Genomic DNA, 24,208 nt, shown 5'->3' on the forward strand with positions numbered 1-24,208 from the left:
TTTAAAGGCAAAATCTCTAAAAAATAATCCTGTCAAAAAAATTAAAACACAATAAAAATGTCTTCATTTATAAAAGAAATATCTTTTCGCTGGTCAGATCTTGATCCAAATTTTCATGTTCGTCACAGTGCTTATTACGATTTTGGTGCTCAGCATCGTATTGAAATCCTAAATGAATTAGGTTTAACTTTAAGAGTAATGCAGGAACAAAGTTTTGGACCTGTTTTATTTAGGGAAGAATGTGTATTCAGAAAAGAATTAAAACTTTCGGATAAAATATTTATTCATACCAAAACATCCAAAATGAAAGCTGATGCTTCGCGCTGGTCTATCATTCACGAATTCCGCAGAGAAGACGATACACTTTGTGCCACAATAACTGTTGATGGTGCCTGGATGGATACAAAACTTAGAAAATTAGCTTCTCCAACTCCTGAGATTGCTGTTGAAGCGTTGAGCATTTTCCCAAAAAGCGATGATTTCATAGGACTTTAAAATAAATTGAATTCGCTGTAAATTATAAAAACCGTTACAAATCAATGTAACGGTTTTTTTTCGGTAAAGCTGGTTTGTATTATTCTGCTACAATTTTGTAATTGCTGTTTAAATTTTCTCCCGATACATTTAATATATAAAGTCCTGATACTTTTTTATTTGCAATGTTTAATTTAAAAACGCCATTTCCGTCAGATGAAATTTTTTCCTTAACAATAATTTTTCCAGTTACATCGCTTAATGTTGCTGTAACGTATGATTCTTTATAATTTGGAATACTGATAAAAATCTGTTCTTTTACCGGATTAGGATATACAGTACCACTAACTTTATTTTGGGTAAATTTATCATTATTTAATAATGCCTGATTGTACAACTGTGTTATCTCTGTTGCATTTAATGCATAATTAAATATTTTGAGTTCGTCAAATAAACCTTTGTAAGGTGCCGGAGTAGTATTGGCAAACAGCTCAAGAGCCCCGATATTTCCAATCACTAAATCTGTTGGCTCTCCAATACCCACAGCTGTTCCTGTTGCATCAGCCTTTTCATTGGTAAAAACCCCATTCGTATATATTCTTAATTTGGATGCCGTAACATCTCTCATAATAATCACATTTACCCAATTTCCGGTATAATAACTGGTTGCTGCTAATGATGATGCAAGTTCGGTTTTTGTTTTATCATCATCTATCGCAAAACGCAATTGATTACTCTTTATTTCTACATTGAATCTTCTTCCTGTTGCGCCTGTCGTCGTATTCTTTGTCATCGACCCTTTGCATAATATATATGAGCTCAATGTCGAACCTGCGGGTATTAAACTGGCATCAGCTTTCATCCAAAATGAAACAGTAAAAGAATTTTTATCAAATAAAATATTATCCTGATTAGGAACGCTTACCATGAGTTTATTAGGCGTTAATGTTGCAAAATCTATGGCCTTGTTCTCTTTTCCGGCTACTCTGACATTACTATTATCGAAAGCTGCATCTAATTGTCCATTGTTTGCATAGCCTGAAATATCTTCAATTTGCTGACCTTCTCCAGCTGTTTCCTTAAACGGCCAATGACCAACAAGTTCCGGTGTCAGTGCACGGAAATTCCATACATCGCCTATTATCGTTCCTTTAGCATTAGAAGCATCAATCCTCCAATAATAAGTTACTGCCGGGTTTAATCCTGTAAGTTGATAGGATGGGGCAGCTACATAAGCAACATCAGCCAGCTTAGCTAAATTTAAAGGATCAGTACCAAAATAAACAGCATAAGTTGTTGTATTTGTGCTTCCACTCCATTTCAGTGTTAAATTCCCACTTGTCAACTGAATGTTTGTAAGTCCTGTAGCCGGATTAGGTGCAGATGCTTTAACTGGAGCTGACGGAATTGGCGGTGTAGTTATCGATCCTGTTTCATATACTGATGATTCTGTGCTGTTTTTTGCTTTAACTCGATAATAATATTGCGTATTTGGAAGCAAACCTGAGTCATTATAACTTGTAATATTTGCCCCAAGGGTAGCGATTACATTAAAAACAGTACCGTTATCTGAACGTTCTACGATAAAATTATCCTCATTAGTTGCACCGTCAATCCAGTTAACAGTCAAAGAACTCGATGGCGGAACTTCAGTAGAAACCACATTAGTAAAATTCACGTTTGATGGCGGAATAACAAAATCGGTTGGAGTTGTATTGGTTAATCCGTTAATATAAACTTCAATATTCAGGTAAGGGGCATTTGTTGTGCTTACTGCCAAAGCATCTGCCGTATTTTTATCTAATCCGTTGGCGTCTTCCCATGCATCAGGCATACCATCGCTATCAGCATCCAAAGAAGCAGGAGCACCATAAACATGTCCTGCACCATTATTGATAAAACCAAATTGTTTTGCAAAACTGGCTCTGTCATACATATAAGTAGCTACTGTTCCTTTTGACATCAGGTCAGAAATCATCAAATTATCAACCTGATCACGTCTTGGATATGAAGCTCCCACGCTTGCCACGATTTTATCATAAGCATCCTGAGCTGTCAACGTTGGGGTTTTCATTGGATAATCATAAGGTGTTGGCAAAAGAGTTGCGACATCTCCGGTAGGATACCCTGTTAAGTCGTAAGGAACCAGTGTCCCATTTAACACACCATCTTTATTATTATCAAAATAATTGCCCGCACCATATAAAGAGAAATTATCGTTCCCGCGATTAAAAGGTGACGAAACTGTAGCACTTGTATTTGGTCCTCCTATAAAATAATTATTAATAATGTTAACATCTGAGCCTCCTGCAGAATCTCCACCCATAATGTAGGCATCTCCAGATTCAGTATGTCCGTAAGTATTTCCATAATTACCCCAATTGTAAACCACATTGTTTACAAACTCATTAATCCCTTTTATTTTATTGTTTCGTGTTTTATTACCGATGTATAAATTTCCAATTAAACTTATCTTACCTCCATTTGACGGCTGCATTAATCCTCCTGCTGAGTGATTGTGACGGTGCAGACCATGACCTATAATACAATTCTGAAGAGTTATATTATCAGGACTAATCCCTTTATTATCCCAGTTGATAGAAAATACTTCATCTGTTCCCCAGGTAAAAGTCATGTGATCCAAAATAATGTTTGCACCATTTGATATACCTGATGCATCTTGACCTTGAGTGTTATCCCCATAACGAACACGAAGATAGCGTCCTATCGTGTTACTGGATCCGGAAAAGGATACTTTACCAAGAATCACCACCCCTTCACCGGGAGCTGTATGTCCAGCAATTGTAGTGTTGGCTGCTACTGCAATGGCCGAGGATAGATTTATGATACCTCCTACTTTAAATATTACAAATCTTCCTTGCTGACTAACAGCATCACGAAATGAACCCGGGCCGCTGTCATTTAAATTGGTAACTAAATAGATTTGAGGATTTGCTGCACCTCTTGCACCAGTGGTAAATCTTCCAAAACCCGTAGCTTCCGGAAATGCCAGTGTCTGGGCTTTTAAATCACTGACAGTGGTGATTAATCCACAGACCATAAAAACTTTAAGCACACGCTTAAATGTTAAGGTAATTTTTTTCATAAATTGGTTAAATTGGTTAAATAGTTATACCTAATTTAGTTAGAAGCTATTGAGAGTCTGTCCTGTTCCATCCTGTATCCTCCTATCGGCCGATCAATTATTTAGTTTTTTCTCAAAAAAGAAGAATCTTTCCTACAGAATTAATTTTCTGATAACTTTAAGATTTTATGTTTTGCTTTTAAAACCGTAAGCTTTAATTTTATGAGTATTCCAAATCAATGCCATTCACAAATGAAAAAAATAAAACTTATACTACTCTTGCTTCCTTTTTTTTGTTTCTCCCAGCAGGAAAAAATAAAATCACTGGATATTAATCTTACCAATTATGAATATCCGTTTCCGGTAAAGTTTTTCGAAGTGAATAATCAGCGCCAGCTTTTTAAAATGGCCTATATGGATATAATTCCTGCTAATTACAACAACAGAAACATTGTACTCTTACACGGCAAAAATTTCAACGGAGCGTATTGGGAGACTACAATAAAATCCCTTATAAAAGAAGGATTCCGGGTTATTGTACCAGATCAGATTGGTTTTGGAAAATCATCAAAACCGGATAATTTTCAATATACTTTTCAGCAATTTGCCGAGAATACGAAAAAATTACTGGATCATTTAGGAATTCAAAAAACAGCCATTTTAGGACATTCTATGGGTGGAATGTTAGCCACAAGATTTACCCTAATGTATCCAGAAACTGCTGAAAAATTGGTTCTGGAAAATCCAATTGGCTTAGAAGACTGGAAACTAGTTGTTCCGTATCAACCAGTAGATTCATGGTACGAAAGTGAATTAAAACAAAACTACGAAGCCATTAAAAAATACCAAATGGCGAATTATTATGACGGAAAATGGAATGCAGATTTCCAAAAATGGGCTGAACTTGGAGCCGGATGGACAACTGCACCAAACTATAATATTGTGGCATGGAATTCGGCTTTGATGTACGATATGATTTTTACCCAACCGGTTTTATACGAATTTAAAAACATCAAAAGTCCGACTCTTTTAATCATCGGAACCAGAGATAAAACAGCTTTAGGAAAGCAATTAGTTCCTGAAGAAATTAAAAAAACATTAGGCAATTATGCTGAGTTGGGAAAGAAAACCCAAAAAACGATTCCGAATTCAAAATTAGTGGAAATTCCAAATACCGGACATTTACCACATATCGAATCTTTTGATCAATTTATAAAGCCATTAATTGTATTTTTGAAACAATAAAGTTAACCTTAAATCAAATTTTATGTTTACAATCGAACAAATAAAAGAAGCGCATGCCAAAGTAAAGAGCGGTGCTGATTTTCCAAATTATATACAGGATTTAATTATTTTAGGCGTGAAAGGTTACGATACCTTCGTAAATGACGGTCATGTGGAATATTATGGTGTAAATAATTATTCTGTGATTTCAGAAGAAAAATACCCTGAAATAAAAGTTGAAGATACAGCCAACAAAGAACGTTTTATAGAATTTCTGGTAGCACATCAGGATGGCCAGACCGATTATATTACATTTTGCAATCACTCCGGACAGTGCGGAATCGCAAAATGGCGCGTGGATATCATGGAAATGACCTGTACCTATTTTGACAAATCAGGTAATGAAATATTGATTGAAAAAATTCCGGGTTAATTTTTAGAACGAAATCAGATGTCGCAAAATTGGTCTCCCATAATAAATCCCGAAGAATTACTTCAGCTAAAAAATTCAACTGAAATCATATTCGTTGATGCCAGAGCTGGACTCAATACCAAAGAAAATTATAAAAATGGACATTTAAAAGATGCCCGCTATATCGATTTAAACCACGATTTAGCTACTCCGGACTGCAACCCTGCAAACGGTGGCAGACACCCATTGCCTTCATTAGAAAAATTTTCTGAAGTGCTGTCAAAACTAGGTATTACGACAAAAAATCATGTTATTATTTATGATGACAAAAACGGTTCGAACGCTGCATCAAGATTTTGGTGGATGCTAAAAGCAGTTGGTCATGAAAAAGTACAGGTTTTAAATGGCGGTTTTCAGGCGGCAATAAAAACTGGTTTCCCTGTAAGTTCAGGAACAGAAAGTTTTGACACAGCTGAAAAATATCCTGTTACAGACTGGCAGCTCCCTTTAGCAAATAGTAAAGAAGTAGATCAAGCCCGAAAAAATCCTGAAAATATCGTTATTGACGTAAGAGATAAAAACCGGTTTGACGGCCATACGGAACCACTTGATCTAATTGCTGGTCATATTCCGGGAGCTATTAATGTGCCGTTTAGCGAAAATTTAGACGAAAATGGTTTGTATCTTTCTTCTGAAAAATTGGCAGAAAAATATGCTGAAATTTTAGGCAACATAAAACCAGAAAATGTAATCGTTCATTGCGGCTCTGGTGTTACAGCCTGTCATACCTTATTAGCAATGGATTATGCAGGAATTCCGATTCCACAGCTTTATGTTGGTTCCTGGAGCGAATGGTCCCGAAATAATTTACCAATGAACACTAAAAAATAATATCCTTTCAAGAAATACATAATGCATCAAAAACAACATTGGGACATTCTTTTAACCAATCAGGTCAATAAAAAAAAGTTCATAGACACCTTACTTTCAGGTGAAGCCAAAGAAGAATTAGCAGTTTTTAATAATCAAAAAGGAATTCTATTCTCTGATATTTCAATCGAAAAATTCATCGAAAGAGAATATCAATACCAATCTGTTGAAGCCTCTCCGGAATCACACAGGCAATTGCGGACTTTTTCCTCCGGTGAACGCAAAAAAGAGTTCTTAAAATACTGTATCAGTCAAAATCCTGATTTTATCATTTTCGATAATCCTTTCGATCATTTAGATCAGGCTTCACGTTTGGCCTTAGCTCTTTCATTGGAAAAACTTACGGATACAATTTCTATTATTCAGCTTGTAAATCGTACGGTTGATCTAATGGATTTTGTATTGAATAAAGTCCAAATCAAAGACAATTCATTTACTTTATACCCTATTTCAAAAAACGAAAGCCATTTTAAAACCTTAAATACAGCTGCAATTCCAAAGGCTCATGAACCGGGTACTTTTCACGAAAGTGTATTAATAAAAATGGAGAATGTTTCGGTAAGTTATGAGGATCGAAAAATTCTGGACAACATTTCTTGGACAATCAAACAAGGCGAATTCTGGCAGTTAATTGGTCCTAACGGTTCCGGAAAAAGCACCATTCTATCCTTAATTACAGGCGATAATCCAAAAGGATATGGTCAGGATTTATTTTTATTTGGAAGAAAAAAAGGAAGCGGCGAAAGTGTCTGGGAAATTAAAAAGCAAATCGGGATTTACACGACTGCAATGATGGATTTATTTCAGAAAAGCCATACGCTGGAACAAATGATTCTGTCTGGTTTTTTCGATTCTATCGGCTTATATATTGAACCAACAACCTTACAAAAACAAATTGTTGCACAATGGCTGGAGGTAATTGAAATGAGTCATTTAAAAAAGAAACGTTTTATAGATCTTTCAATCGGACAGCAAAGAGTTGCACTTATTGTTCGTGCCGTTTTAAAACATCCGCCATTATTGATTTTAGACGAGCCCGTTGAAGGTTTGGATGATGAAAATGTCGATTTGGTAATTCAATTGATCAATACAATCAAACAGGAAACCAATGTTTCTATTTTGTATGTTTCGCACAGAATCGAAAACGGTCTTGCACCTACATCCGTTTTTGAACTTATTCCTTCAGAAACGGGATCGGTTGGGAGAATTAAATAAATAGATTTATCCTGCTTAGAAACGAAATGTCATTCTGAGCGGAGTCAAAAACAGGGCTTCGCCTCCGCTCAGCCTGACACCTGATTTCAGCTATATCTAACTAAGTTAAATCATAAAAAATGTCCCAAAATAAATTCAATACTTATGGGGCATTTTTTCTAATTTTTATCTTCTAATAAAGGAACAAATCGAAACTCTCCAAACTCATGTTTTTCAAATTGCGTTTCGTTTTTGCGAATTAACAAAGTCATAATCTGAACATCTTCACCAAGCGGAATAACCAGCCTCCCGCCTATTTTTAACTGTGCCATCAACGGTTGTGGAATAAACGGAGCGCCCGCCGTAACAATAATACTGTCAAACGGGGCATAACTTGGTAACCCTTTATAACCATCACCAAAAGACAGATGTTTAGGACGTATATTTAATTTTGGAAATAAATTAGAAGTAGTTTTAAACAGCTCTTTCTGTCTCTCAACACTATATACTTTAGCGCCCAACATACATAAAACAGCAGTCTGATAACCAGAACCTGTACCAATTTCTAAAATTTTGTGTTCCTTATTTACTTCTAACAACTGCGATTGAAAAGCAACTGTGTAAGGCTGCGAAATAGTTTGCCCGGCTCCTATAGGAAAAGCCTTATCCTGATAAGCATAATCTTCAAAACTTGAATTTAAAAAAAGGTGTCTCGGGATTTTTTTTATCGCATCTAGAACCGCCCTGTCAGTAATTCCTTTTTGTTCTAAAGTGCTTACTAATTGATTGCGAAGTCCTTGATGTTTGGCAGTATCTTTCAAAATAGGTAGGTTTTATTTTCGCAAAAATAAGAAACAAAACAGTAAATCAAATATTGATTTTTAATTATTAAATTAATACAGTTGAAAGTCAAAAGCCGAAAGTCAAAAACCACTACTGATTATTTACAATTCATAATTAGCTAAATTCATTTTCACTTTCAACAAATAAATTCTATTTTTGTTTAAAATACATTCTCATGTTAAAAGTAGGAGTTTTAGGTGCGGGTCACTTAGGTAAAATACATTTACGCTTATTGCAACAATCTGACAAATACGAATTAGTTGGATTTTACGACGAAAATCAGGAAAATGCCGAAAGAATTTCAAAAGAATTCGGCTATAAAAACTTCAACACAATTGCCAAATTAATCCACGCTGTGGATGTAATCGATATTGTAACCCCAACACTTTCGCACTACAAATGCGCCAAAGTAGCCATCAAATCAGGAAAACATATTTTTATAGAAAAACCAATTGCCAACACTGTTGAAGAAGCCGAAGAAATTATTGCTTTGGCAAACGAATACAATGTAAAAGGTCAGGTTGGGCATGTGGAACGTTTTAATCCTGCCTTTATCGCTACTAAAAACATGATTGAAAATCCAATGTTTATAGAAACGCATCGTCTGGCTGAGTTCAACCCAAGGGGTACAGATGTTCCTGTAGTTTTGGATTTGATGATTCATGATATTGATGCCATTTTAAGCGTGGTTAATTCTAAAGTAAAAAATATCAATGCAAGTGGAGTATCGGTAATTAGCGAAACTCCTGATATTGCCAATGCCCGAATTGAATTCGAAAATGGCTGTGTTGCCAATTTAACAGCAAGTCGAATTTCGATGAAGAATATGCGTAAAACACGTTTTTTTCAAAAAGACGCCTACATATCAGTTGATTTCCTTGAGAAAAAATGTGAAGTTGTCCGCATGAAAGATGCCCCTGAAGTTCCGGGAGATTTTGATATGATCCTGCAGAATGCTGAAGGTGTGAAAAAACAAATTTATTTCACCAATCCGGATGTTGAACAAAACAACGCTATTCTTGACGAATTAAATTCATTTGCAGATGCTATAAATAATGACACAACTCCGGTTGTAACACTGGAACAGGCAACTGATGCATTGCGTGTGGCTTACCAAATAATTGATTGTTTTAAAAAATAAGACAAAATATAAAATCGTAACTTTAAGGTTTAAAGCTTGCTGAAAAGTAACTTTAAACCTTAACTTTTAAAATATAAATACAAATAATGAAAACTATAGCTGTAATTGGTGCAGGAACAATGGGTAACGGAATTGCGCATACTTTTGCACAAAGCGGTTTTATTGTAAAACTGATTGATGTTTCTGAGAAATCATTAGACAAAGGAATGGCAACTATTGCTGCCAATCTGGAACGAATGCTGTCTAAAGGAACAATTACTCAGGAAGATGTTGCCAGAACTATTACCAATATCATTACGTATACAGATATTAAAGATGGAGTTGTCGGAGTTGATTTAGTAGTAGAAGCTGCAACTGAAAACGTTGAACTAAAACTGAATATCTTCAAACAATTAAACGAATCCTGCTCACACAATACGATCTTAGCCACGAACACTTCTTCGATTTCAATTACGCAAATTGGAGCAGTCGTAGCACATCCTGAGCGTGTTATCGGAATGCATTTTATGAATCCGGTACCGATTATGAAATTGGTAGAAATCATTCGCGGATACAATACCAGCGATGAAGTCACCAAAATCATCATGAATTTATCTGAGAAATTAGGTAAAACACCAGTTGAAGTAAACGATTATCCGGGTTTTGTAGCCAACCGAATTTTGATGCCTATGCTAAACGAGGCAATCGAAACGTTATATAACAAAGTAGCCGGAGTTTATGAAATTGACACCGTTATGAAATTAGGAATGGGGCATCCAATGGGTCCGCTTCAGTTAGCTGATTTTATTGGACTTGACGTTTGTCTTGCAATTCTGAACGTAATGTATGAAGGCTATAAAAACCCAAAATATGCTCCTTGTCCCTTATTGGTAAATATGGTAAGAGCAGGAAAATTAGGCGTAAAATCCGGAGAAGGCTTCTATGATTACAGCGAAAGTAAAAAAGCAGAGAAGATTTCGAAGCAGTTTATTTAAAAATTAATGAAGGATCTATTTTTAATTATTGTTTTTTTTATAACAACAATTTGTATTTCACAAAACGTAAAAGTCGATTCAGTTAAACAATTTACAACTAATGAAATTGATAGTATTTGTAAAATAAATGGTAAAGAATATATATCAGAAGGAAAAATAATCCCTAAAATGGGAAGTAAATCCAAAAAAAACAAAATAGTTAAAAATGGAAATGGAAGTTTTTCATATAGTTTTTACATTAATCATTTAAACAAAGAAAAATATAATTCATTATCAAATAAAAATTCAGAATTGATAAAAGTTTGTTATAAGGAAAAGATTAGCTACAAAAGTTCTCTCTGTGAAGTAATAGATGCACAATTTTACTATTCAAACGATTCTCTTAATTATATAAAATTAAAATTAATAAGAACTGAAAATAAAAAAGATACATCAGGAGAATTTAATATTAGTATTTCAGAATTAAATGAAACAAAAGCAATTAGAAATGACATGTTATTTGATTACAAACATTGGATAATCAAAAAAAACGAAGAAATAATTAAGATTTATAATAACAAATGAATTCGATAAAGCAAAACCTGCTCCAGATAAAAACTTCAATGCCTGAACACGTAACCCTTGTTGCTGTTTCAAAAACAAAACCTGTTTCAGATTTGATTCAGGCTTACGAAGCCGGCCAGCGTATTTTTGGAGAAAATAAAATTCAGGAAATGGTCGATAAATATGAACAAATGCCAAAAGACATTCAATGGCATATGATTGGTCATGTTCAGTCGAATAAAGTCAAATTTATGGCGCCGTTTGTAAATTTGATTCATGGGGTTGACAGCTTAAAATTATTACAGGAAATCAACAAACAAGCTTTAAAAAATAGCCGGATAATTGATTGCCTGCTTCAGATATACATTGCCGAAGAAGAAACTAAATTTGGCCTCGACGAAAAAGAACTTTTAGAATTATTGTCTTCTTCAGAATTTAAAGAGATGAAAAATATTCGTATCTTAGGATTAATGGGAATGGCGACTTTTACAGAAAACCAAAACCAGATTAAAAAAGAATTCCTGCATTTAAAATCCATTTTTGATTCGTTGCAAAACAAAGACGCCCAATGCCGGGACACACAGCAATGTATTTCAACAGCACATTTTTCTACGATTTCAATGGGAATGTCGGGCGATTACCAGCTTGCCATTGAATGCGGAAGCACAATGGTTAGGATTGGAAGCAGTATATTTGGAGGAAGATAGAATTTTCAATATCAATTGCAATATCAAAAGTCAATGGCAAAATCAATGGCCAATTGCAACGACAAAAACTAATTTCAATTGCAATGTTAATTTTAAATGTTAAATGGAAAAAATATTCAATTTTGAAGATCGGTTGGTTCGTTTTGCCGGAGAATGTATTTTCTTTACCAGACAGCTGGAAAAGATATTTGAAAATGAATATTATAAAAACCAGTTAATCAGATCATCCGGAAGTGCTTCTTTAAATTTTGGAGAAGCCCAGGGAACAATAAGTGACAAAGATTTTATTTTAAACTTTCTCTCGTTGTAAAGGAGTTGAAAGAATCGAGAAACTCATTAAAAATTTTAGATTACATTAAAGAAGGAAACGAAGAAAAAAGAAAATTACCCTTGAATGAAGTTGAAGAGTTAATCGCAATTTCATCAAAAATGATACTAAATAAAAAATAGTTCAATGACAATGACAATAGCAATAACAATTTTAAAAATTGATATTGATTTTTGAAATTGACATTGCCATTGAATTTTGACATTTGAAAATGTACGCAATACTAGACATAGAAACCACCGGAGGCCAGTTTAACGAAGAAGGAATTACCGAAATCGCTATCTATAAATTTGACGGTCATGAAGTAGTTGACCAGTTCATCAGCCTTGTAAATCCCGAAATTCCGATTCAGCCTTTTGTGGCTAAATTAACCGGAATCAACAATGCTATGCTGAGTTCTGCTCCTAAGTTTTTTGAAGTTGCCAAACGAATTATCGAAATCACTTCTGATTGTATTATTGTAGCCCATAACGCTTCATTTGACTATAGAATCCTACGTACCGAATTCAGACGTTTAGGCTATAATTTCGAATCAAAAACACTTTGTACTGTTGAATTAGCGCAAAAATTAATTCCCGAACAACCATCTTACAGCTTAGGAAAATTAGTCCGTTCACTCGGAATTCCTATAGCCGACAGACATCGTGCCAGCGGAGATGCTATCGCCACAACTAAGCTATTCAAAATATTATTAGAAAAAGACCTGGAAAAAACCATCGTCAAAGATTTTGTGAAATTCGAAATCGAAAAAGGAATTTCTCCAAAACTTCAGGACCTTGTAAACCAGATGCCTGCTAAAACCGGAGTTTATTATATTCATAATGAAGGTGGAAATTTAATTTACATCGGCAAAAGCCTGAATATTAAAAAAAGAGTCAACCAGCATTTTACCGGAATCACAACCAAAAGCAAAAGAATACAGGCTGAAGTTATCACCATAACGTATGAGGAAACAGGAAGCGAATTAATTGCTTTGCTGAAAGAAAGTGAAGAAGTAAAAATAAATCGTCCGAGACACAACCGCTCACAAAAAAAGTCCTTTTTTCCGTTCGCAATTTATGTCGAAAAAGATTCAAACGGCTATTTAAACGTAAAACTCGGAAAAGCTGACGGCCGCAAAAAGGAAATTACGTCATTCGTTTCATTGCAGGAAGGCAAAAATGCACTTTTCAAATTCACTGCAAAGTATCATCTATGCCAGAAATTAACCGGTTTATATCAGTCTAAAAAAGAATGTTTTCAATACAAAATCAAAGAATGTGATGGCGCCTGCATTGGCGAAATCACTCCGGAAATCTACAATCTAAGAGTGCAGCAGTTTATCTCTGAAAACAGTTTCGAAAACAAAAGCATGATTTTGCTCGACAGAGGCCGAAACGTAAACGAACGAAGTGCTATTTTAATCGAAAACGGAATCTACAAAGGTTACGCCTATTATGATCTGAATTACCAGATTACAAATATCGAGATCCTGAAAAAAATTCTAATTCCAATGCAGCACAATCGTGATGTAAAGAATATCATTCAGCAGTATATTCGAAAAAGCAAATCGTTGAAAATACATTATTTTTAACCTAAAAAAACTTTCATTATCTTTAAGGATATGAAAAACAAAAAATCACAATACGAAATCTTTAGGGAAAAAGTCAAAATCATTCTGTATGGCACCAATACCATTTTAGGAAGAATGTTCGATTTAGTTCTTTTAGGTTTAATATTATTGAGTGTTTTACTAATAATGCTCGATACTGTACAAGATATCAGTTCCAAATATCATTACCAATTATGGATCTGCGAATGGGTTATAACTGCTTTTTTTACGATTGAATATGTTTTGAGGATTATTTCCATTCAAAAACCGGTTAAGTATATTTTCAGTTTCTACGGAATCATCGATTTACTCGCCGTTTTACCCATGTACCTATCGATATTTTTTCCGGGAGCCAGTATCTTGTCTATCGTAAGGGCATTGCGTTTCTTCAGGTTATTCAAAATACTTCACATCCCGCAAATTTCGCATCAATCTTTCCAGCTTAAGGAAGCAATTGAGGCCAGTAAGGAAAAAATTCTGGTTTTTATTTATTTCGTTCTCATCAGCACCGTAATAATTGGTTCCATAATGTATCTGGTCGAGGGCAAAGAATCAGGTTTTACGAGTATCCCAATGGGAATTTACTGGACAATTGTAACGCTTACAACAGTAGGCTACGGAGACATTTCCCCACAAACTCCTTTAGGCCAGTTTATTGCGGCATTGGTAATGATTTTAGGTTACGGAATCATAGCAGTTCCAACCGGAATAGTTACAGCTGAATTTGCAAAGAAAAGTCTTAGAGATATTACTGTCAGCACAAAAAACTCCTGTCAGATATGCGGTTCACAACTTCATTTTGATAACGCTAAATTCTGTCACGAATGCGGAAGCGAATTACATCATTAATTTTTAGAAGCTATTCCGGCTGTACATTGCAACTCCTGCTTATCTTTGTTGTTTTTTAAGTCATAAAAGCAGCTTCTAAAGTCGCTTCTTTTACGCCACAAAAACTAACAAATATAAGTCCGGGGTTTTCATTTCCATCCGGGCTAAAAAACATATGAAATACCTAATTACCATTGTCGGACCAACAGCCATAGGCAAAACAGCCTTAAGCATTGCATTGGCAAAACATTTTAATTGCGAAATAATATCATGCGACAGCCGTCAGTTTTTTAAAGAAATGACCATCGGTACAGCCGTTCCAAATCAGGAAGAACTTGCAGCTGCAACACATCATTTCATTCAGAATAAATCTATTTTCGAAAATTATACCGTTGGGGATTACGAAAAAGAAGCTTTGGTAAAAATCGAAGAATTGTTTCAAAATAATGATTTTGTAATTCTGATTGGCGGTTCCGGATTGTATGTTGATGCCATATTGAAAGGTTTCGACGAATTCCCTGAAATCAATCCCGAAGTACGCTCAGAAGTCAATTCAAACTACGAAAAACTCGGAATCGAATATCTTCAGGAACAATTGAAAAATCTGGATCCTGATTATTTTCAAAAAATTACTTTAGAAAATCCACAGACACTTCAAAACCCACAAAGAATGATGCGCTTTACAGAAGTCTGCATCGGAACAGGAAAACCGTATTCTTCGTTTTTGAATCAAAAGAAAAACAACCGAAATTTCACTCCTGTCTTAATTGGTTTAGAAGCCGACAGAGGGGTTATTTATAACCGAATCAACCAGCGTGTCGATATTATGATGAACGAAGGTTTACTTGAAGAAGCCAGAGCATTATATCCCAATAAAGCGTTAAATGCACTCCAAACGGTCGGTTATAGAGAATTATTCAGTTATTTTGACGGAGAATTCACACTGCCATTTGCAGTTGAGGAAATCAAAAAAAATACCAGACGATTTTCTAAAAGACAATTAACGTGGTTCAAACGAAACGAAAACACCAAATGGTTTGATTACGCTACAGAGAGAGAAAAAATTATAGATTATATTAACGAAATTGTAAAATAAAATCTTTTTTCTTTACTCTTTATTCTATTTTCGAAAAATCTAAAATCTAAGAAGTCCAACAATCTAAGAAGTCTAAATTAATGCCAATATCACCAAACTTCACGTCCATTCTAAGCAAAGACTGGGAAATCAATTTCACACAATGTACCCCAAACGGCTCTTTAAAATATACAGATCTCTGCAATATTTTACAACTCACCGCTGCGGCACATTCTGAAGTTGGCGGTATCAGCTTTTCTGACATGCAGAAGTTTCATCAGGCCTGGGTTTTAAGCCGGATGCGCGTTGAGATTGCAGATTTGCCTAAATCAGGAGATACTGTGACGGTAATCACTTGGATTAATAGCCTGGAAAACTCACGTTCTGTACGTGCACTGGAAATGCATGTAAATGGAAAAAAGATTGTAGGCTGTGAAACGTATTGGGCGGTTTTTAACACACAACTACGTCGTCCGGAAGCTTTGGCATTACCCTATGAACATTTTGAATTATTTCCCGATAAAAGAGCCACAATAGAAGGCTTTTCAAAAATCAATATCAATCACGAAAAAGAAGCTGTATTTGAAAAAATAGTTTATTTATCGGATCTTGATATTGTAAACCACGTTAATAACGTAAAATATCTGGAATGGTGTATGGATCATGTTGAACCAAAACGAATTCTAAAACAACAAGTACAAAGTTTCGAAATGAATTTCATGAAAGAACTTTCGTTAAAAGACACCGTAATAATTCACGAAAGCGATACCGAAGATAATTCGGCTACTACTTTTAGTATTACAAAAGGAGAAAAAACCTGTTATGCCTTACAGCTAAACTGGAAGAAATAAAGCAACTAAATTCATAAAATCAAAAAAAGCTGGTTTCTAAGAAACCAGCTTTTTTATATGTATCAAAATGCGATTTTACATCTCACATTTCACAAAAATCATTTTACATTTTAGATAAAAACACTCAGAACAAAATAAACCAATCCTGCTAAAAGAGCAGAAATAGGAATCGTTAATACCCATGCCCAAATCAGACTTACGGTTACCCCCCATCTTACAGCAGATACACGTTTCGTTAATCCAACCCCGATGATCGATCCTGTAATCGTATGCGTAGTACTTACCGGAATTTTCAAGTGTTCTGTAAAGTAAAGCGTCAAAGCACCTGCAGTTTCAGCAGCAACCCCTTCAAACGAACTTACTTTTGTAATTTTAGAACCCATTGTTTTTACAATTTTCCAGCCTCCACTCAAAGTTCCCGCAGCAATTGCAGAATAACACGCTAACGGAATCCATCCTGGCATTACCCCTTTTATTCCCTTGTCATCATTTGGCAAAACAACATCTAACCATGAATCCATGTGAACTCCCGGATTTGTATTGATATAAACCGCAACAGCAGCTGCTATAATCCCCATTACTTTTTGCGAATCGTTTCCTCCGTGACCTAAACTGAATGCCGCTGAAGAAAGTAATTGCATTTTTTTCAAAGCCGCATCAGCCTGATGAAGATTTAAACTACTGAATATTAAGCAAAAAGCACTTACAGTTAAGATAATAAAAGCAACTAAAAACCATTTAATATTATGCGATTCAAAAGCAACACTCCAAAAATGCGATTCGAATCTTGGTTTTTCAATTTCTGAAAAAGGTACCATTTGAGTATAAACAAACCAAATTGTTGCAATCATTACTGCTACAGTAAATATTTTAGGACCAATATTTTTACGGGAAGCATTTAATAGCCAGATCGAAATTAAATAAGAAGCTAAAGCTCCTACTAATGGCGCTAATACAATAAATGCAATAATAATGATAACCCCTGAAGGCATTCCGCCATCTTTTCCTGCTTTGTACCAGCTTACAATTTCATACCAGTAATGAGTAGTCCCGTCTTCTCCTGCATAACCCGAAAAACCATGAACTGCAATAGCATGTGCAATAGCCGCACCAGCAAAACCTCCAATCAAAGTGTGTGATGAACTTGAAGGAATTCCTAACCACCAGGTCAGTAAATTCCAGCAGATTGCCGCAATAACACCGGCTAAAATCACTACGAGGTTAATCTCCATGGTATGCGCTGTTTTAGCAACAGTATCTGCAACACCAAATCCAAAAACCCAATAAGCCAGAAAGTTAAAAAATGCTGCCCAAAGTACGGCCTGAAAAGGCGTTAGTACCTTTGTAGCAACAACAGTAGCTATAGCATTTGCCGCATCATGAAAACCATTGATGTAATCAAAAATTAAAGCTAATACTATAATAATTATAAGTAGCGTCATAAAATTATAACTTCAGAATGAAAAATTGAATTAAGAATGTTTTACAGAAATAGATTCCAGTATGTTCGCAACACTCTTACACTTGTCTGTTGCTGATTCTAAAACAGATAACACTTCTTTATATTTAATAATATTTTTAGCGTCTGTTTCGTTTTCAAAAATTTCAAAAACTGCTTTGTTATAAACATTATCAGACTTGTTTTCCAGTTTATTAATTCTGGCACAAGCATCTTTAATGACTTTGAAATTCTTTAAATTTCTCAACTCTTTTACGGCACTGTCAATATTTTGACAAGCTTCAAGGTTGATTTCTGTCATTTTTCGGATCGATTTTGTAATCTTATCAACCTGATACAATTTCATTCTGCTTGATGCTCCGTGCAGGTAATCTGCAACGTTATCGATAGAAGTAATTAAGGTATGAATATCTTCTCTGTCAAATGGAGTGATGAAGTTTCTGCTCAGCTCTAAATTGGTTTGACGTGTAATGTCTTCTCCTCTTTGCTCTAATTCATCAATTTTTTGAAAAAGAACTTCTCTTTCTTTCAATGGAAGGTTTACAGCTTCGTGTAAGTTAGAAGCTAATTCAATTAAATTGCTTGAAGCTTCTTCAAAAAGTGGAAAGAATTTCTTGTCTTTCGGCACTAAAAATTGGAAAATACTGTTTATTGACATTTTTATATTTTTGATAGTGCAAAATTACTTCAATATTATTTTACAATGTTAAGCCATTGTTAACAAATCGTTTTCAATTTGAAAACTACTCAGGAACACAATTGTCTTCTCAATATCATAGTGCAAAATCCTGTCTTCCTTTACCAAAGGCACTATTTCTCTGTAACTGCTCAAAAACATTTCGATAAAATCACTTGATTTTAAAGGCTCCCTGTATGCAATCGCCTGTGAGGCATTTAATAATTCGATGGCCAGAATACGCTCTAAGTTATCCATAACCTTTAAAGCCTTTGTTGCTCCGTTTGCCCCCATACTTACGTGATCTTCCTGTCCGTTGCTCGAAACAATACTATCCACACTTGATGGTGTTGCCAGTTGTTTGTTCTGACTGGCAATGCTTGCGGCAGTATATTGCGGAATCATAAATCCTGAATTCAGTCCGGGATTATCTACCAAAAATGCAGGAAGATTTCGCAATCCTGAAATTAACTGATAGGTTCTCCTTTCAGAAATACTTCCTAACTCAGCGAGTGCAATTGCCATAAAATCCAAAGCCAAAGCCAACGGTTGTCCATGGAAATTCCCTCCTGAAATAATCTGATCGGATTCTATAAATATATTCGGATTATCCGTAACCGAGTTAATTTCTGTTTTGAATACTTTTCGAACATAATCAATCGCATCTTTTGAAGCTCCGTGAACCTGAGGCATACAACGGAAAGAATACGGATCCTGAACATGCTTTTTTTGCTGTGTGATAATTTCGCTTCCTTCCAGAAACTCATTAATTCTTTGTGCCGTTATAATCTGACCTTTGTGAGGACGTATAAAATGTATCAATTCGTTAAAAGGCTCAATTCTTCCATCAAAAGCTTCAAGCGAAATGGTTCCAATCAAATCTGCCAGATAGGAATACTTATATGCTTTTATCAATATATGAACACCATAAGCCCCCATAAATTGGGTTCCGTTCAATAAAGCCAAACCTTCTTTAGATTGCAGAATGATGGGTTCCCAGTTAAAATGTTTTAAAACTTCGGCTGAAGCCTTTTTTTTACCTTCAAAATAAACTTCCCCCTCTCCTAATAATGGTAAAGATAAATGTGCCAAAGGAGCCAAATCACCCGAAGCTCCAAGCGAACCCTGCGTAAAGATCACAGGTAAAATATCATTATTGTAGAAATCTATTAAGCGATTAACGGTCTGCATCTGTATCCCGGAATGTCCGTAGCTTAACGATTGGATTTTTAGAAACAGCATCAATTTTACAATTTCAGCAGGAACTTCTTCCCCTGTTCCGCAGGCATGCGATTTTACAAGGTTTTCCTGAAGTTTAGATAAATTTTCATTTGAGATTTTCACACTGTAAAGCGAGCCAAATCCTGTATTGATTCCATAAATAGGTTCGGAATGTGAGGCCATTTTTTTATCCAGATAATCACGGCATTTCTGCACATTTACTTTAGCCTCTTCAGATAATTCTAATGCTTTATCGTTGCTTAAAATCTCCTGTAATGTTTCTAAAGTTAAAGTTTCAGTACTTATATAATGGATTTCTCTCATGATGATTTCAAATTAAACGTCAAAATTCAACAAATCAACATTAAAAAGCAACATTTTATCACAATAATTAAAATTTACAATATCCTTATTTTTTAAAATTATTTATTTCATAATCCTGAATCGGGTACTATAATCAATGCTTTTAAACTAAATTCGCTAAAGAAAAAATCTTTTGATTAAGTCAATTTTAATCTGAAATATATCAATACATCAACTTAAAGTGTTTAATTTTAACAAATATTCAATATTGATTTTTTATCATTTGTTTTATTAAAATATTCGCAAAAAGGCATTTTAACTTTTTAACTTTTATAAAAAACTGTACTTTTGGGAAATCAAAAATGAAACGTAACAGCAACAAATATCCATCTTCAATGACAACTCAAACGGGAGTTGCAATTGCTGCTACTACAATTTCTACTACAACAACTACTACCCCGTAGGGGTATCATTTTCACATATAATCCTGATTATCTATTCCTTTTTTCCCGAAAGAAGAAAGACTTTGGATACATAAAAATATTTGCATAAAAGAAAAAAACATCAAAATGAAAGTATTAAAATTTGGCGGAACTTCGGTTGCCAATGCACAAAATATAAAACTCGTTCTCGATATTATCAACCAGAATTCCAAAGAAAATAAATTGGTAGTTGTGGTATCCGCTTTAAGCAAAGTAACCGATATGCTGCAATCAGCCGCAGCAAAAGCAGCTGAAAACGACGAAAGTTTCCGCGAAATCGTTGCTGAAATCGAGAAAAAACATCTTGACACTCTAAAAGAATTAATTCCGGTTAGCGAACAAAGTAGTTTGTTAAGCCATATCAAAAGAATTATCAACCATTTGGAAACATTATTGGATGGATGCTTTTTATTGGGGGAATTATCGCCAAGGACCGCTGATACTGTTTTGAGTTTTGGCGAATTGCTTTCTTCTTTTATCATTGCTCAGGCCTACCAGCAAATTGATAAAAATGCCGTTTATAAAGACAGCCGTGAGCTAATTAAAACAAATGCTGATTTTGGTAAAGCGGTTGTGAATTTTGAAATTTCAAATGTTTTGATTCAGGAATATTTTGCAGAAAATGATTCAAAAATCAATATTTTACCTGGATTCATTGCCCAGACCCTTGATGGAATCACTTCTACTTTAGGCCGTGGCGGTTCTGATTATACTGCTGCCATTATTGCAGGAGCAATAGACGCAGAACAACTGGAAATCTGGACTGACGTAAACGGAATGTTTACTGCCAATCCAAAAATCGTAAAACAGGCTCAGCCAATTGCAACTATATCGTATCAGGAAGCGATGGAATTATCGCATTTTGGTGCGAAAGTGCTTTATCCACCAACAATTCAGCCGGTTTTAAGAAAAAATATTCCAATCCTGATCAAAAATACTTTTGAACCGGAAGCAGAAGGTACTTTGATTTCGAACAAAATTTCAGAGCAAACTACTCCTGTAAAAGGAATCAGCCATATCGAACATATTTCGTTATTGACATTGGAAGGCCCGGGAATGATTGGGGTTTCAGGTTCATCCAAACGCTTGTTTGAAGTTTTGTCACACGAAAAGATCAATGTTATTTTTATCACTCAGGCCTCTTCTGAGCATTCAATTTGTATCGGAATCCTGAATTCGGATGCTGAAAATGCCGAGGAAGCGATCAACAAAGCTTTTGAAGTTGAGATTTTACAAAACAAAATCGATCCTTGCATTGTAGAAAAAGACCTTTGCATCATTGCTTTGGTGGGTGAAAACATGAAAAACCACCAGGGTCTGAGCGGAAGAATGTTCAGTACTTTAGGAAAAAATAACGTAAACATCCGTGCGATTGCTCAGGGTGCTTCTGAAAGAAATATTTCAGCCGTAATCAACGAAAGAGATGTTAAGAAGGCTTTAAATACTTTACACGAAAACTTCTTTGAAGAAAACACTAAACAGCTGAATTTATTCGTAATGGGTGTTGGAAATGTGGGTGAGAAATTCATCGAGCAAATTCACAGCCAGAAGAAATTCTTAAAAGAGGTTCTAAAAATCAATGTTCGCGTAATTGCTTTATCGAACTCCAGAAAAATGATTTTTGATGAAGACGGAATTTCTCTAAAAGACTGGCAGTCGACTTTGGATAAAGGAGAAGCTGCAATTCCAACTGAATTCATCGCACGTGCCAAAGAACTGAATTTAAGAAACAGTATTTTCGTAGATATTACAGCAAATGCAAGTGTTTCTGAAATGTACGAGAAATTCTTAAAAGAAAGTATTGCGGTTGTAACCTGTAACAAAATTGCATGTTCCTCTGCTTACGACAATTATAAAAAACTGAAAAGTTTATCTCGTCAATATAACGCTCCGTTTTTGTTTGAAACGAATGTGGGTGCGGGATTGCCGATTATCGATACAGTTAAAAATCTTATCGCATCCGGAGATAAAGTGCATAAAATCCAGGCGGTTTTGTCCGGAAGTCTGAACTTTATTTTCAACAATTTTGATGAGAATAATTCTTTCCACGATGTGGTAAAAGAAGCCGGAGTTCAGGGATTCACAGAACCGGATCCAAAAATCGACTTAAGCGGAATCGACGTAGCGCGTAAAATCCTGATTCTAATTCGAGAAAGCGGTTACGAAATGGATATTGACGCTATTGCAAATGAATCGTTTTTACCAGCTGAATGCTTAGCTACAACAAACAACGAAGATTTCTTTGCATCGTTAATCAAACATTCACAGCATTTCGAAAACATTTACAAAGAAGCTTTAGCTAAAGATTCAAGACTAAAATACGTAGCGCAGTTCGAAAACGGAAAAGCAAGCGTAGGTCTTCAGTTCATTCCAAAAGATCATCCTTTCTATAATTTGGAAGGAAAAGACAATATTGTGTTGTTCTACACCGATCGTTACGTAGACCAGCCTTTATTGATCAAAGGAGCAGGTGCCGGTGCAGCCGTAACCGCTTCAGGAATTTTTGCGGATGTTATTCGAATAGGAAATATATAATTTTTTGTTTCATGTTTCATGTTTCAAGTTGCGAACCTTGCGAACCTTGCGGTTAAACTTGAAACCTGAAACCTGAAACCTGAAACAACCAGAAATGAAAGAAATAAAACTATTTTGCCCGGCTACAATTGCAAACCTCTCATGCGGATTCGATGTGCTTGGACTTTGCTTAGACAATGCGGGTGACGAAATGATCGTTCGAAAATCAGATCAGAAAGGTGTTCGGATTACTAAAATTGTGGGCGCCGATTTGCCTCTTGAAACCGAGAAAAACGTTTCGGGTGTGGCGGCTTTGGCGATGTTAGCGACTTTGGATGAACTGGATTTCGGATTTGAAATTGAAATTTATAAAAATATCAAAGCCGGAAGCGGAATCGGAAGCAGTGCTGCCAGTTCTGCAGGAGCGGTTTTCGGAATCAATGAATTATTAGGAAGACCATATTCCAGAAAAGATTTGGTTCAGTTTGCGATGCAGGGTGAAAAATTAGCCAGCGGAAACGCACATGCAGATAACGTTGCTCCTGCCCTTTTAGGCGGATTTACGTTGGTAAGAAGTTATGCACCTCTTGACATCATAAGAATTGATAGTCCGGAAGAATTATACGCAACAGTGGTTCATCCGCAAATCGAATTGAAAACGTCTGACGCTCGTTCGGTTTTAAAACAAAACGTTTCCTTAAAAAGTGCCATCATGCAATGGGGAAATGTGGGCGGACTTGTAGCAGGTCTTTACACCAAAGATTACGAATTGATTGGAAGATCGCTTCATGACGAAATCGTAGAACCTTTAAGAAGTGTTTTAATCCCGGGATTTGACCAAATCAAACAAACGGCTTACGAAAACGGCGCTTTAGGTTCCGGAATTTCAGGTTCAGGCCCATCTATTTTCGCTTTAAGCCGAGGAAAAGAAACCGCAGACCAAATCGCAAAAGCCATGAGTGAGGTTTACGAGAAGATGAATTTACCATATGAAATTCACGTTTCGAAGATTAATCCGGATGGTGTACGCGTTTTGTAAAATGTGAGATGTGAATTGTAAAAAGTATTAAGTACGAAGAATTAAAGTATTAAGATTTATACGAAACGTTTGTCAGGCTGAGCGGAGTCGAAGCCCACGCAAAGTGAGACACATTTAATTTGTCATTTCGACTAAAAGGAGACCCGAGCGATAGCGAACAGGCGAAGCAAATCACACCATTATATCGACAAAGATTGGCGAATTTCTATACGGAGCTCCGAGTGTGATTTCTCGTCCCTCGAAATGACAAAAATGAACATAATTATTGGTATTTAGAATTTTAGTATTGGAATTTACTTTCTAAAAATCTAAAA

Annotated in this window: 21 protein-coding genes; 16 read left to right on the forward strand and 5 right to left on the reverse strand. The window is 35.4% G+C overall.

Annotated features, from left to right (window positions below; all coding sequences use genetic code 11):
* The first annotated feature begins 57 nt into the window (after window positions 1-57).
* Window positions 58-495 (forward strand): acyl-CoA thioesterase, encoded by a 438-nt coding sequence (locus DMB68_RS08510; RefSeq protein WP_110346176.1) that lies wholly within the window; start codon window positions 58-60, stop codon window positions 493-495.
* A gap of 79 nt (window positions 496-574) precedes the next feature.
* On the opposite strand, the gene DMB68_RS08515 is transcribed toward DMB68_RS08510, so the two are convergent.
* A complete protein-coding gene (locus DMB68_RS08515) occupies window positions 575-3,580 on the reverse strand; it encodes a LamG-like jellyroll fold domain-containing protein (protein WP_231131613.1) in 3,006 nt (1,001 codons plus the stop codon).
* Between the two features lie 231 nt (window positions 3,581-3,811).
* Between DMB68_RS08515 and DMB68_RS08520 the strand changes: the two genes are divergently transcribed.
* From DMB68_RS08520 to DMB68_RS08535, 4 genes are read left to right on the forward strand one after another with little or no spacing between them, the layout of a single operon-like run.
* Complete coding sequence (locus DMB68_RS08520) at window positions 3,812-4,804, forward strand: alpha/beta fold hydrolase (RefSeq protein WP_110346399.1); 993 nt, start codon at window positions 3,812-3,814, stop codon at window positions 4,802-4,804.
* Between the two features lie 22 nt (window positions 4,805-4,826).
* Complete coding sequence (locus tag DMB68_RS08525) at window positions 4,827-5,216, forward strand: DUF1398 domain-containing protein (RefSeq protein WP_110346177.1); 390 nt, start codon at window positions 4,827-4,829, stop codon at window positions 5,214-5,216.
* Window positions 5,217-5,234: 18 nt separating this feature from the next.
* Complete coding sequence (locus DMB68_RS08530) at window positions 5,235-6,086, forward strand: sulfurtransferase (RefSeq protein ID WP_110346178.1); 852 nt, start codon at window positions 5,235-5,237, stop codon at window positions 6,084-6,086.
* A 21-nt stretch (window positions 6,087-6,107) separates the two neighbouring features.
* Window positions 6,108-7,340, forward strand: a complete 1,233-nt coding sequence (locus tag DMB68_RS08535) for an ATP-binding cassette domain-containing protein (RefSeq protein ID WP_110346179.1) — start codon at window positions 6,108-6,110, stop codon at window positions 7,338-7,340.
* Window positions 7,341-7,498: 158 nt separating this feature from the next.
* Here DMB68_RS08535 and DMB68_RS08540 read toward each other — a convergent pair whose 3' ends face one another.
* Window positions 7,499-8,140 carry a protein-L-isoaspartate(D-aspartate) O-methyltransferase gene (locus tag DMB68_RS08540; protein WP_110346180.1) on the reverse strand — a complete coding sequence of 214 codons (642 nt, stop codon included), beginning with the start codon at window positions 8,138-8,140 and terminating at the stop codon, window positions 7,499-7,501.
* A gap of 197 nt (window positions 8,141-8,337) precedes the next feature.
* On the opposite strand from DMB68_RS08540, the gene DMB68_RS08545 reads away from it, so the two are divergent.
* From DMB68_RS08545 to DMB68_RS08585, 9 genes are all read left to right on the forward strand, one after another.
* The gene (locus DMB68_RS08545) at window positions 8,338-9,303 is read left to right on the forward strand and encodes a Gfo/Idh/MocA family protein (protein ID WP_110346181.1); all 966 of its coding nucleotides are present in this window, start codon (window positions 8,338-8,340) and stop codon (window positions 9,301-9,303) included.
* Between the two features lie 86 nt (window positions 9,304-9,389).
* Window positions 9,390-10,277, forward strand: a complete 888-nt coding sequence (locus tag DMB68_RS08550) for a 3-hydroxyacyl-CoA dehydrogenase family protein (protein WP_110346182.1) — start codon at window positions 9,390-9,392, stop codon at window positions 10,275-10,277.
* A gap of 6 nt (window positions 10,278-10,283) precedes the next feature.
* Window positions 10,284-10,841: a hypothetical protein gene (locus DMB68_RS08555; protein ID WP_110346183.1), complete on the forward strand. Its 558-nt coding sequence runs from the start codon at window positions 10,284-10,286 to the stop codon at window positions 10,839-10,841.
* Window positions 10,838-11,527, forward strand: a complete 690-nt coding sequence (locus DMB68_RS08560; RefSeq protein WP_110346184.1) for a YggS family pyridoxal phosphate-dependent enzyme — start codon at window positions 10,838-10,840, stop codon at window positions 11,525-11,527. Before DMB68_RS08555 ends, DMB68_RS08560 begins: the two co-directional genes overlap by 4 nt.
* 103 nt (window positions 11,528-11,630) lie before the next feature.
* Window positions 11,631-11,837 (forward strand): four helix bundle protein, encoded by a 207-nt coding sequence (locus DMB68_RS23635; protein WP_231131614.1) that lies wholly within the window; start codon window positions 11,631-11,633, stop codon window positions 11,835-11,837.
* A gap of 229 nt (window positions 11,838-12,066) precedes the next feature.
* On the forward strand, window positions 12,067-13,428 hold the full coding sequence (locus DMB68_RS08570; protein WP_110346185.1) for an exonuclease domain-containing protein: 1,362 nt from the start codon (window positions 12,067-12,069) through the stop codon (window positions 13,426-13,428).
* Between the two features lie 30 nt (window positions 13,429-13,458).
* Window positions 13,459-14,295 (forward strand): ion transporter, encoded by an 837-nt coding sequence (locus tag DMB68_RS08575; RefSeq protein WP_110346186.1) that lies wholly within the window; start codon window positions 13,459-13,461, stop codon window positions 14,293-14,295.
* A gap of 154 nt (window positions 14,296-14,449) precedes the next feature.
* The gene (gene miaA / locus DMB68_RS08580; RefSeq protein WP_110346187.1) at window positions 14,450-15,370 is read left to right on the forward strand and encodes a tRNA (adenosine(37)-N6)-dimethylallyltransferase MiaA; all 921 of its coding nucleotides are present in this window, start codon (window positions 14,450-14,452) and stop codon (window positions 15,368-15,370) included.
* Between the two features lie 80 nt (window positions 15,371-15,450).
* The gene (locus DMB68_RS08585) at window positions 15,451-16,200 is read left to right on the forward strand and encodes an acyl-[acyl-carrier-protein] thioesterase (protein WP_110346188.1); all 750 of its coding nucleotides are present in this window, start codon (window positions 15,451-15,453) and stop codon (window positions 16,198-16,200) included.
* Between the two features lie 110 nt (window positions 16,201-16,310).
* Here the strand turns inward: DMB68_RS08585 and DMB68_RS08590 are convergent, their stop codons facing one another.
* The 3 genes from DMB68_RS08590 to hutH are packed head-to-tail and all read right to left on the reverse strand — an operon-like array spanning window position 16,311 to window position 19,880.
* Window positions 16,311-17,642, reverse strand: a complete 1,332-nt coding sequence (locus DMB68_RS08590) for an inorganic phosphate transporter (RefSeq protein ID WP_110346189.1) — start codon at window positions 17,640-17,642, stop codon at window positions 16,311-16,313.
* A gap of 30 nt (window positions 17,643-17,672) precedes the next feature.
* Complete coding sequence (locus DMB68_RS08595; RefSeq protein WP_110346190.1) at window positions 17,673-18,317, reverse strand: DUF47 domain-containing protein; 645 nt, start codon at window positions 18,315-18,317, stop codon at window positions 17,673-17,675.
* Window positions 18,318-18,365: 48 nt separating this feature from the next.
* On the reverse strand, window positions 18,366-19,880 hold the full coding sequence (gene hutH / locus DMB68_RS08600; RefSeq protein ID WP_110346191.1) for a histidine ammonia-lyase: 1,515 nt from the start codon (window positions 19,878-19,880) through the stop codon (window positions 18,366-18,368).
* A gap of 548 nt (window positions 19,881-20,428) precedes the next feature.
* On the opposite strand from hutH, the gene thrA reads away from it, so the two are divergent.
* Window positions 20,429-22,876, forward strand: coding sequence for a bifunctional aspartate kinase/homoserine dehydrogenase I (thrA, locus tag DMB68_RS08605; RefSeq protein WP_110346192.1), 2,448 nt, complete (start codon window positions 20,429-20,431; stop codon window positions 22,874-22,876).
* Window positions 22,877-22,970: 94 nt separating this feature from the next.
* The gene (locus tag DMB68_RS08610) at window positions 22,971-23,894 is read left to right on the forward strand and encodes a homoserine kinase (RefSeq protein WP_110346193.1); all 924 of its coding nucleotides are present in this window, start codon (window positions 22,971-22,973) and stop codon (window positions 23,892-23,894) included.
* Window positions 23,895-24,208 lie beyond the last annotated feature (314 nt).

This window comes from Flavobacterium hydrophilum, assembly GCF_003202405.1.
Lineage (GTDB): Bacteria > Bacteroidota > Bacteroidia > Flavobacteriales > Flavobacteriaceae > Flavobacterium > Flavobacterium hydrophilum.

Coding starts and splice junctions, on each gene's coding strand:
- hutH (WP_110346191.1), bottom strand. CDS start 19,880: ATGAGAGAAATCCATTATATAAGTACTGAAACTTTAACTTTAGAAACA.
- DMB68_RS08530 (WP_110346178.1), top strand. CDS start 5,235: ATGTCGCAAAATTGGTCTCCCATAATAAATCCCGAAGAATTACTTCAG.
- DMB68_RS08525 (WP_110346177.1), top strand. CDS start 4,827: ATGTTTACAATCGAACAAATAAAAGAAGCGCATGCCAAAGTAAAGAGC.
- DMB68_RS08515 (WP_231131613.1), bottom strand. CDS start 3,580: ATGAAAAAAATTACCTTAACATTTAAGCGTGTGCTTAAAGTTTTTATG.
- miaA (WP_110346187.1), top strand. CDS start 14,450: ATGAAATACCTAATTACCATTGTCGGACCAACAGCCATAGGCAAAACA.
- DMB68_RS08535 (WP_110346179.1), top strand. CDS start 6,108: ATGCATCAAAAACAACATTGGGACATTCTTTTAACCAATCAGGTCAAT.
- DMB68_RS08545 (WP_110346181.1), top strand. CDS start 8,338: ATGTTAAAAGTAGGAGTTTTAGGTGCGGGTCACTTAGGTAAAATACAT.
- thrA (WP_110346192.1), top strand. CDS start 20,429: ATGAAAGTATTAAAATTTGGCGGAACTTCGGTTGCCAATGCACAAAAT.
- DMB68_RS08570 (WP_110346185.1), top strand. CDS start 12,067: ATGTACGCAATACTAGACATAGAAACCACCGGAGGCCAGTTTAACGAA.
- DMB68_RS08595 (WP_110346190.1), bottom strand. CDS start 18,317: ATGTCAATAAACAGTATTTTCCAATTTTTAGTGCCGAAAGACAAGAAA.
- DMB68_RS08610 (WP_110346193.1), top strand. CDS start 22,971: ATGAAAGAAATAAAACTATTTTGCCCGGCTACAATTGCAAACCTCTCA.
- DMB68_RS08590 (WP_110346189.1), bottom strand. CDS start 17,642: ATGACGCTACTTATAATTATTATAGTATTAGCTTTAATTTTTGATTAC.
- DMB68_RS08510 (WP_110346176.1), top strand. CDS start 58: ATGTCTTCATTTATAAAAGAAATATCTTTTCGCTGGTCAGATCTTGAT.
- DMB68_RS08550 (WP_110346182.1), top strand. CDS start 9,390: ATGAAAACTATAGCTGTAATTGGTGCAGGAACAATGGGTAACGGAATT.
- DMB68_RS08520 (WP_110346399.1), top strand. CDS start 3,812: ATGAAAAAAATAAAACTTATACTACTCTTGCTTCCTTTTTTTTGTTTC.
- DMB68_RS08560 (WP_110346184.1), top strand. CDS start 10,838: ATGAATTCGATAAAGCAAAACCTGCTCCAGATAAAAACTTCAATGCCT.
- DMB68_RS08585 (WP_110346188.1), top strand. CDS start 15,451: ATGCCAATATCACCAAACTTCACGTCCATTCTAAGCAAAGACTGGGAA.
- DMB68_RS08555 (WP_110346183.1), top strand. CDS start 10,284: ATGAAGGATCTATTTTTAATTATTGTTTTTTTTATAACAACAATTTGT.
- DMB68_RS08575 (WP_110346186.1), top strand. CDS start 13,459: ATGAAAAACAAAAAATCACAATACGAAATCTTTAGGGAAAAAGTCAAA.
- DMB68_RS23635 (WP_231131614.1), top strand. CDS start 11,631: ATGGAAAAAATATTCAATTTTGAAGATCGGTTGGTTCGTTTTGCCGGA.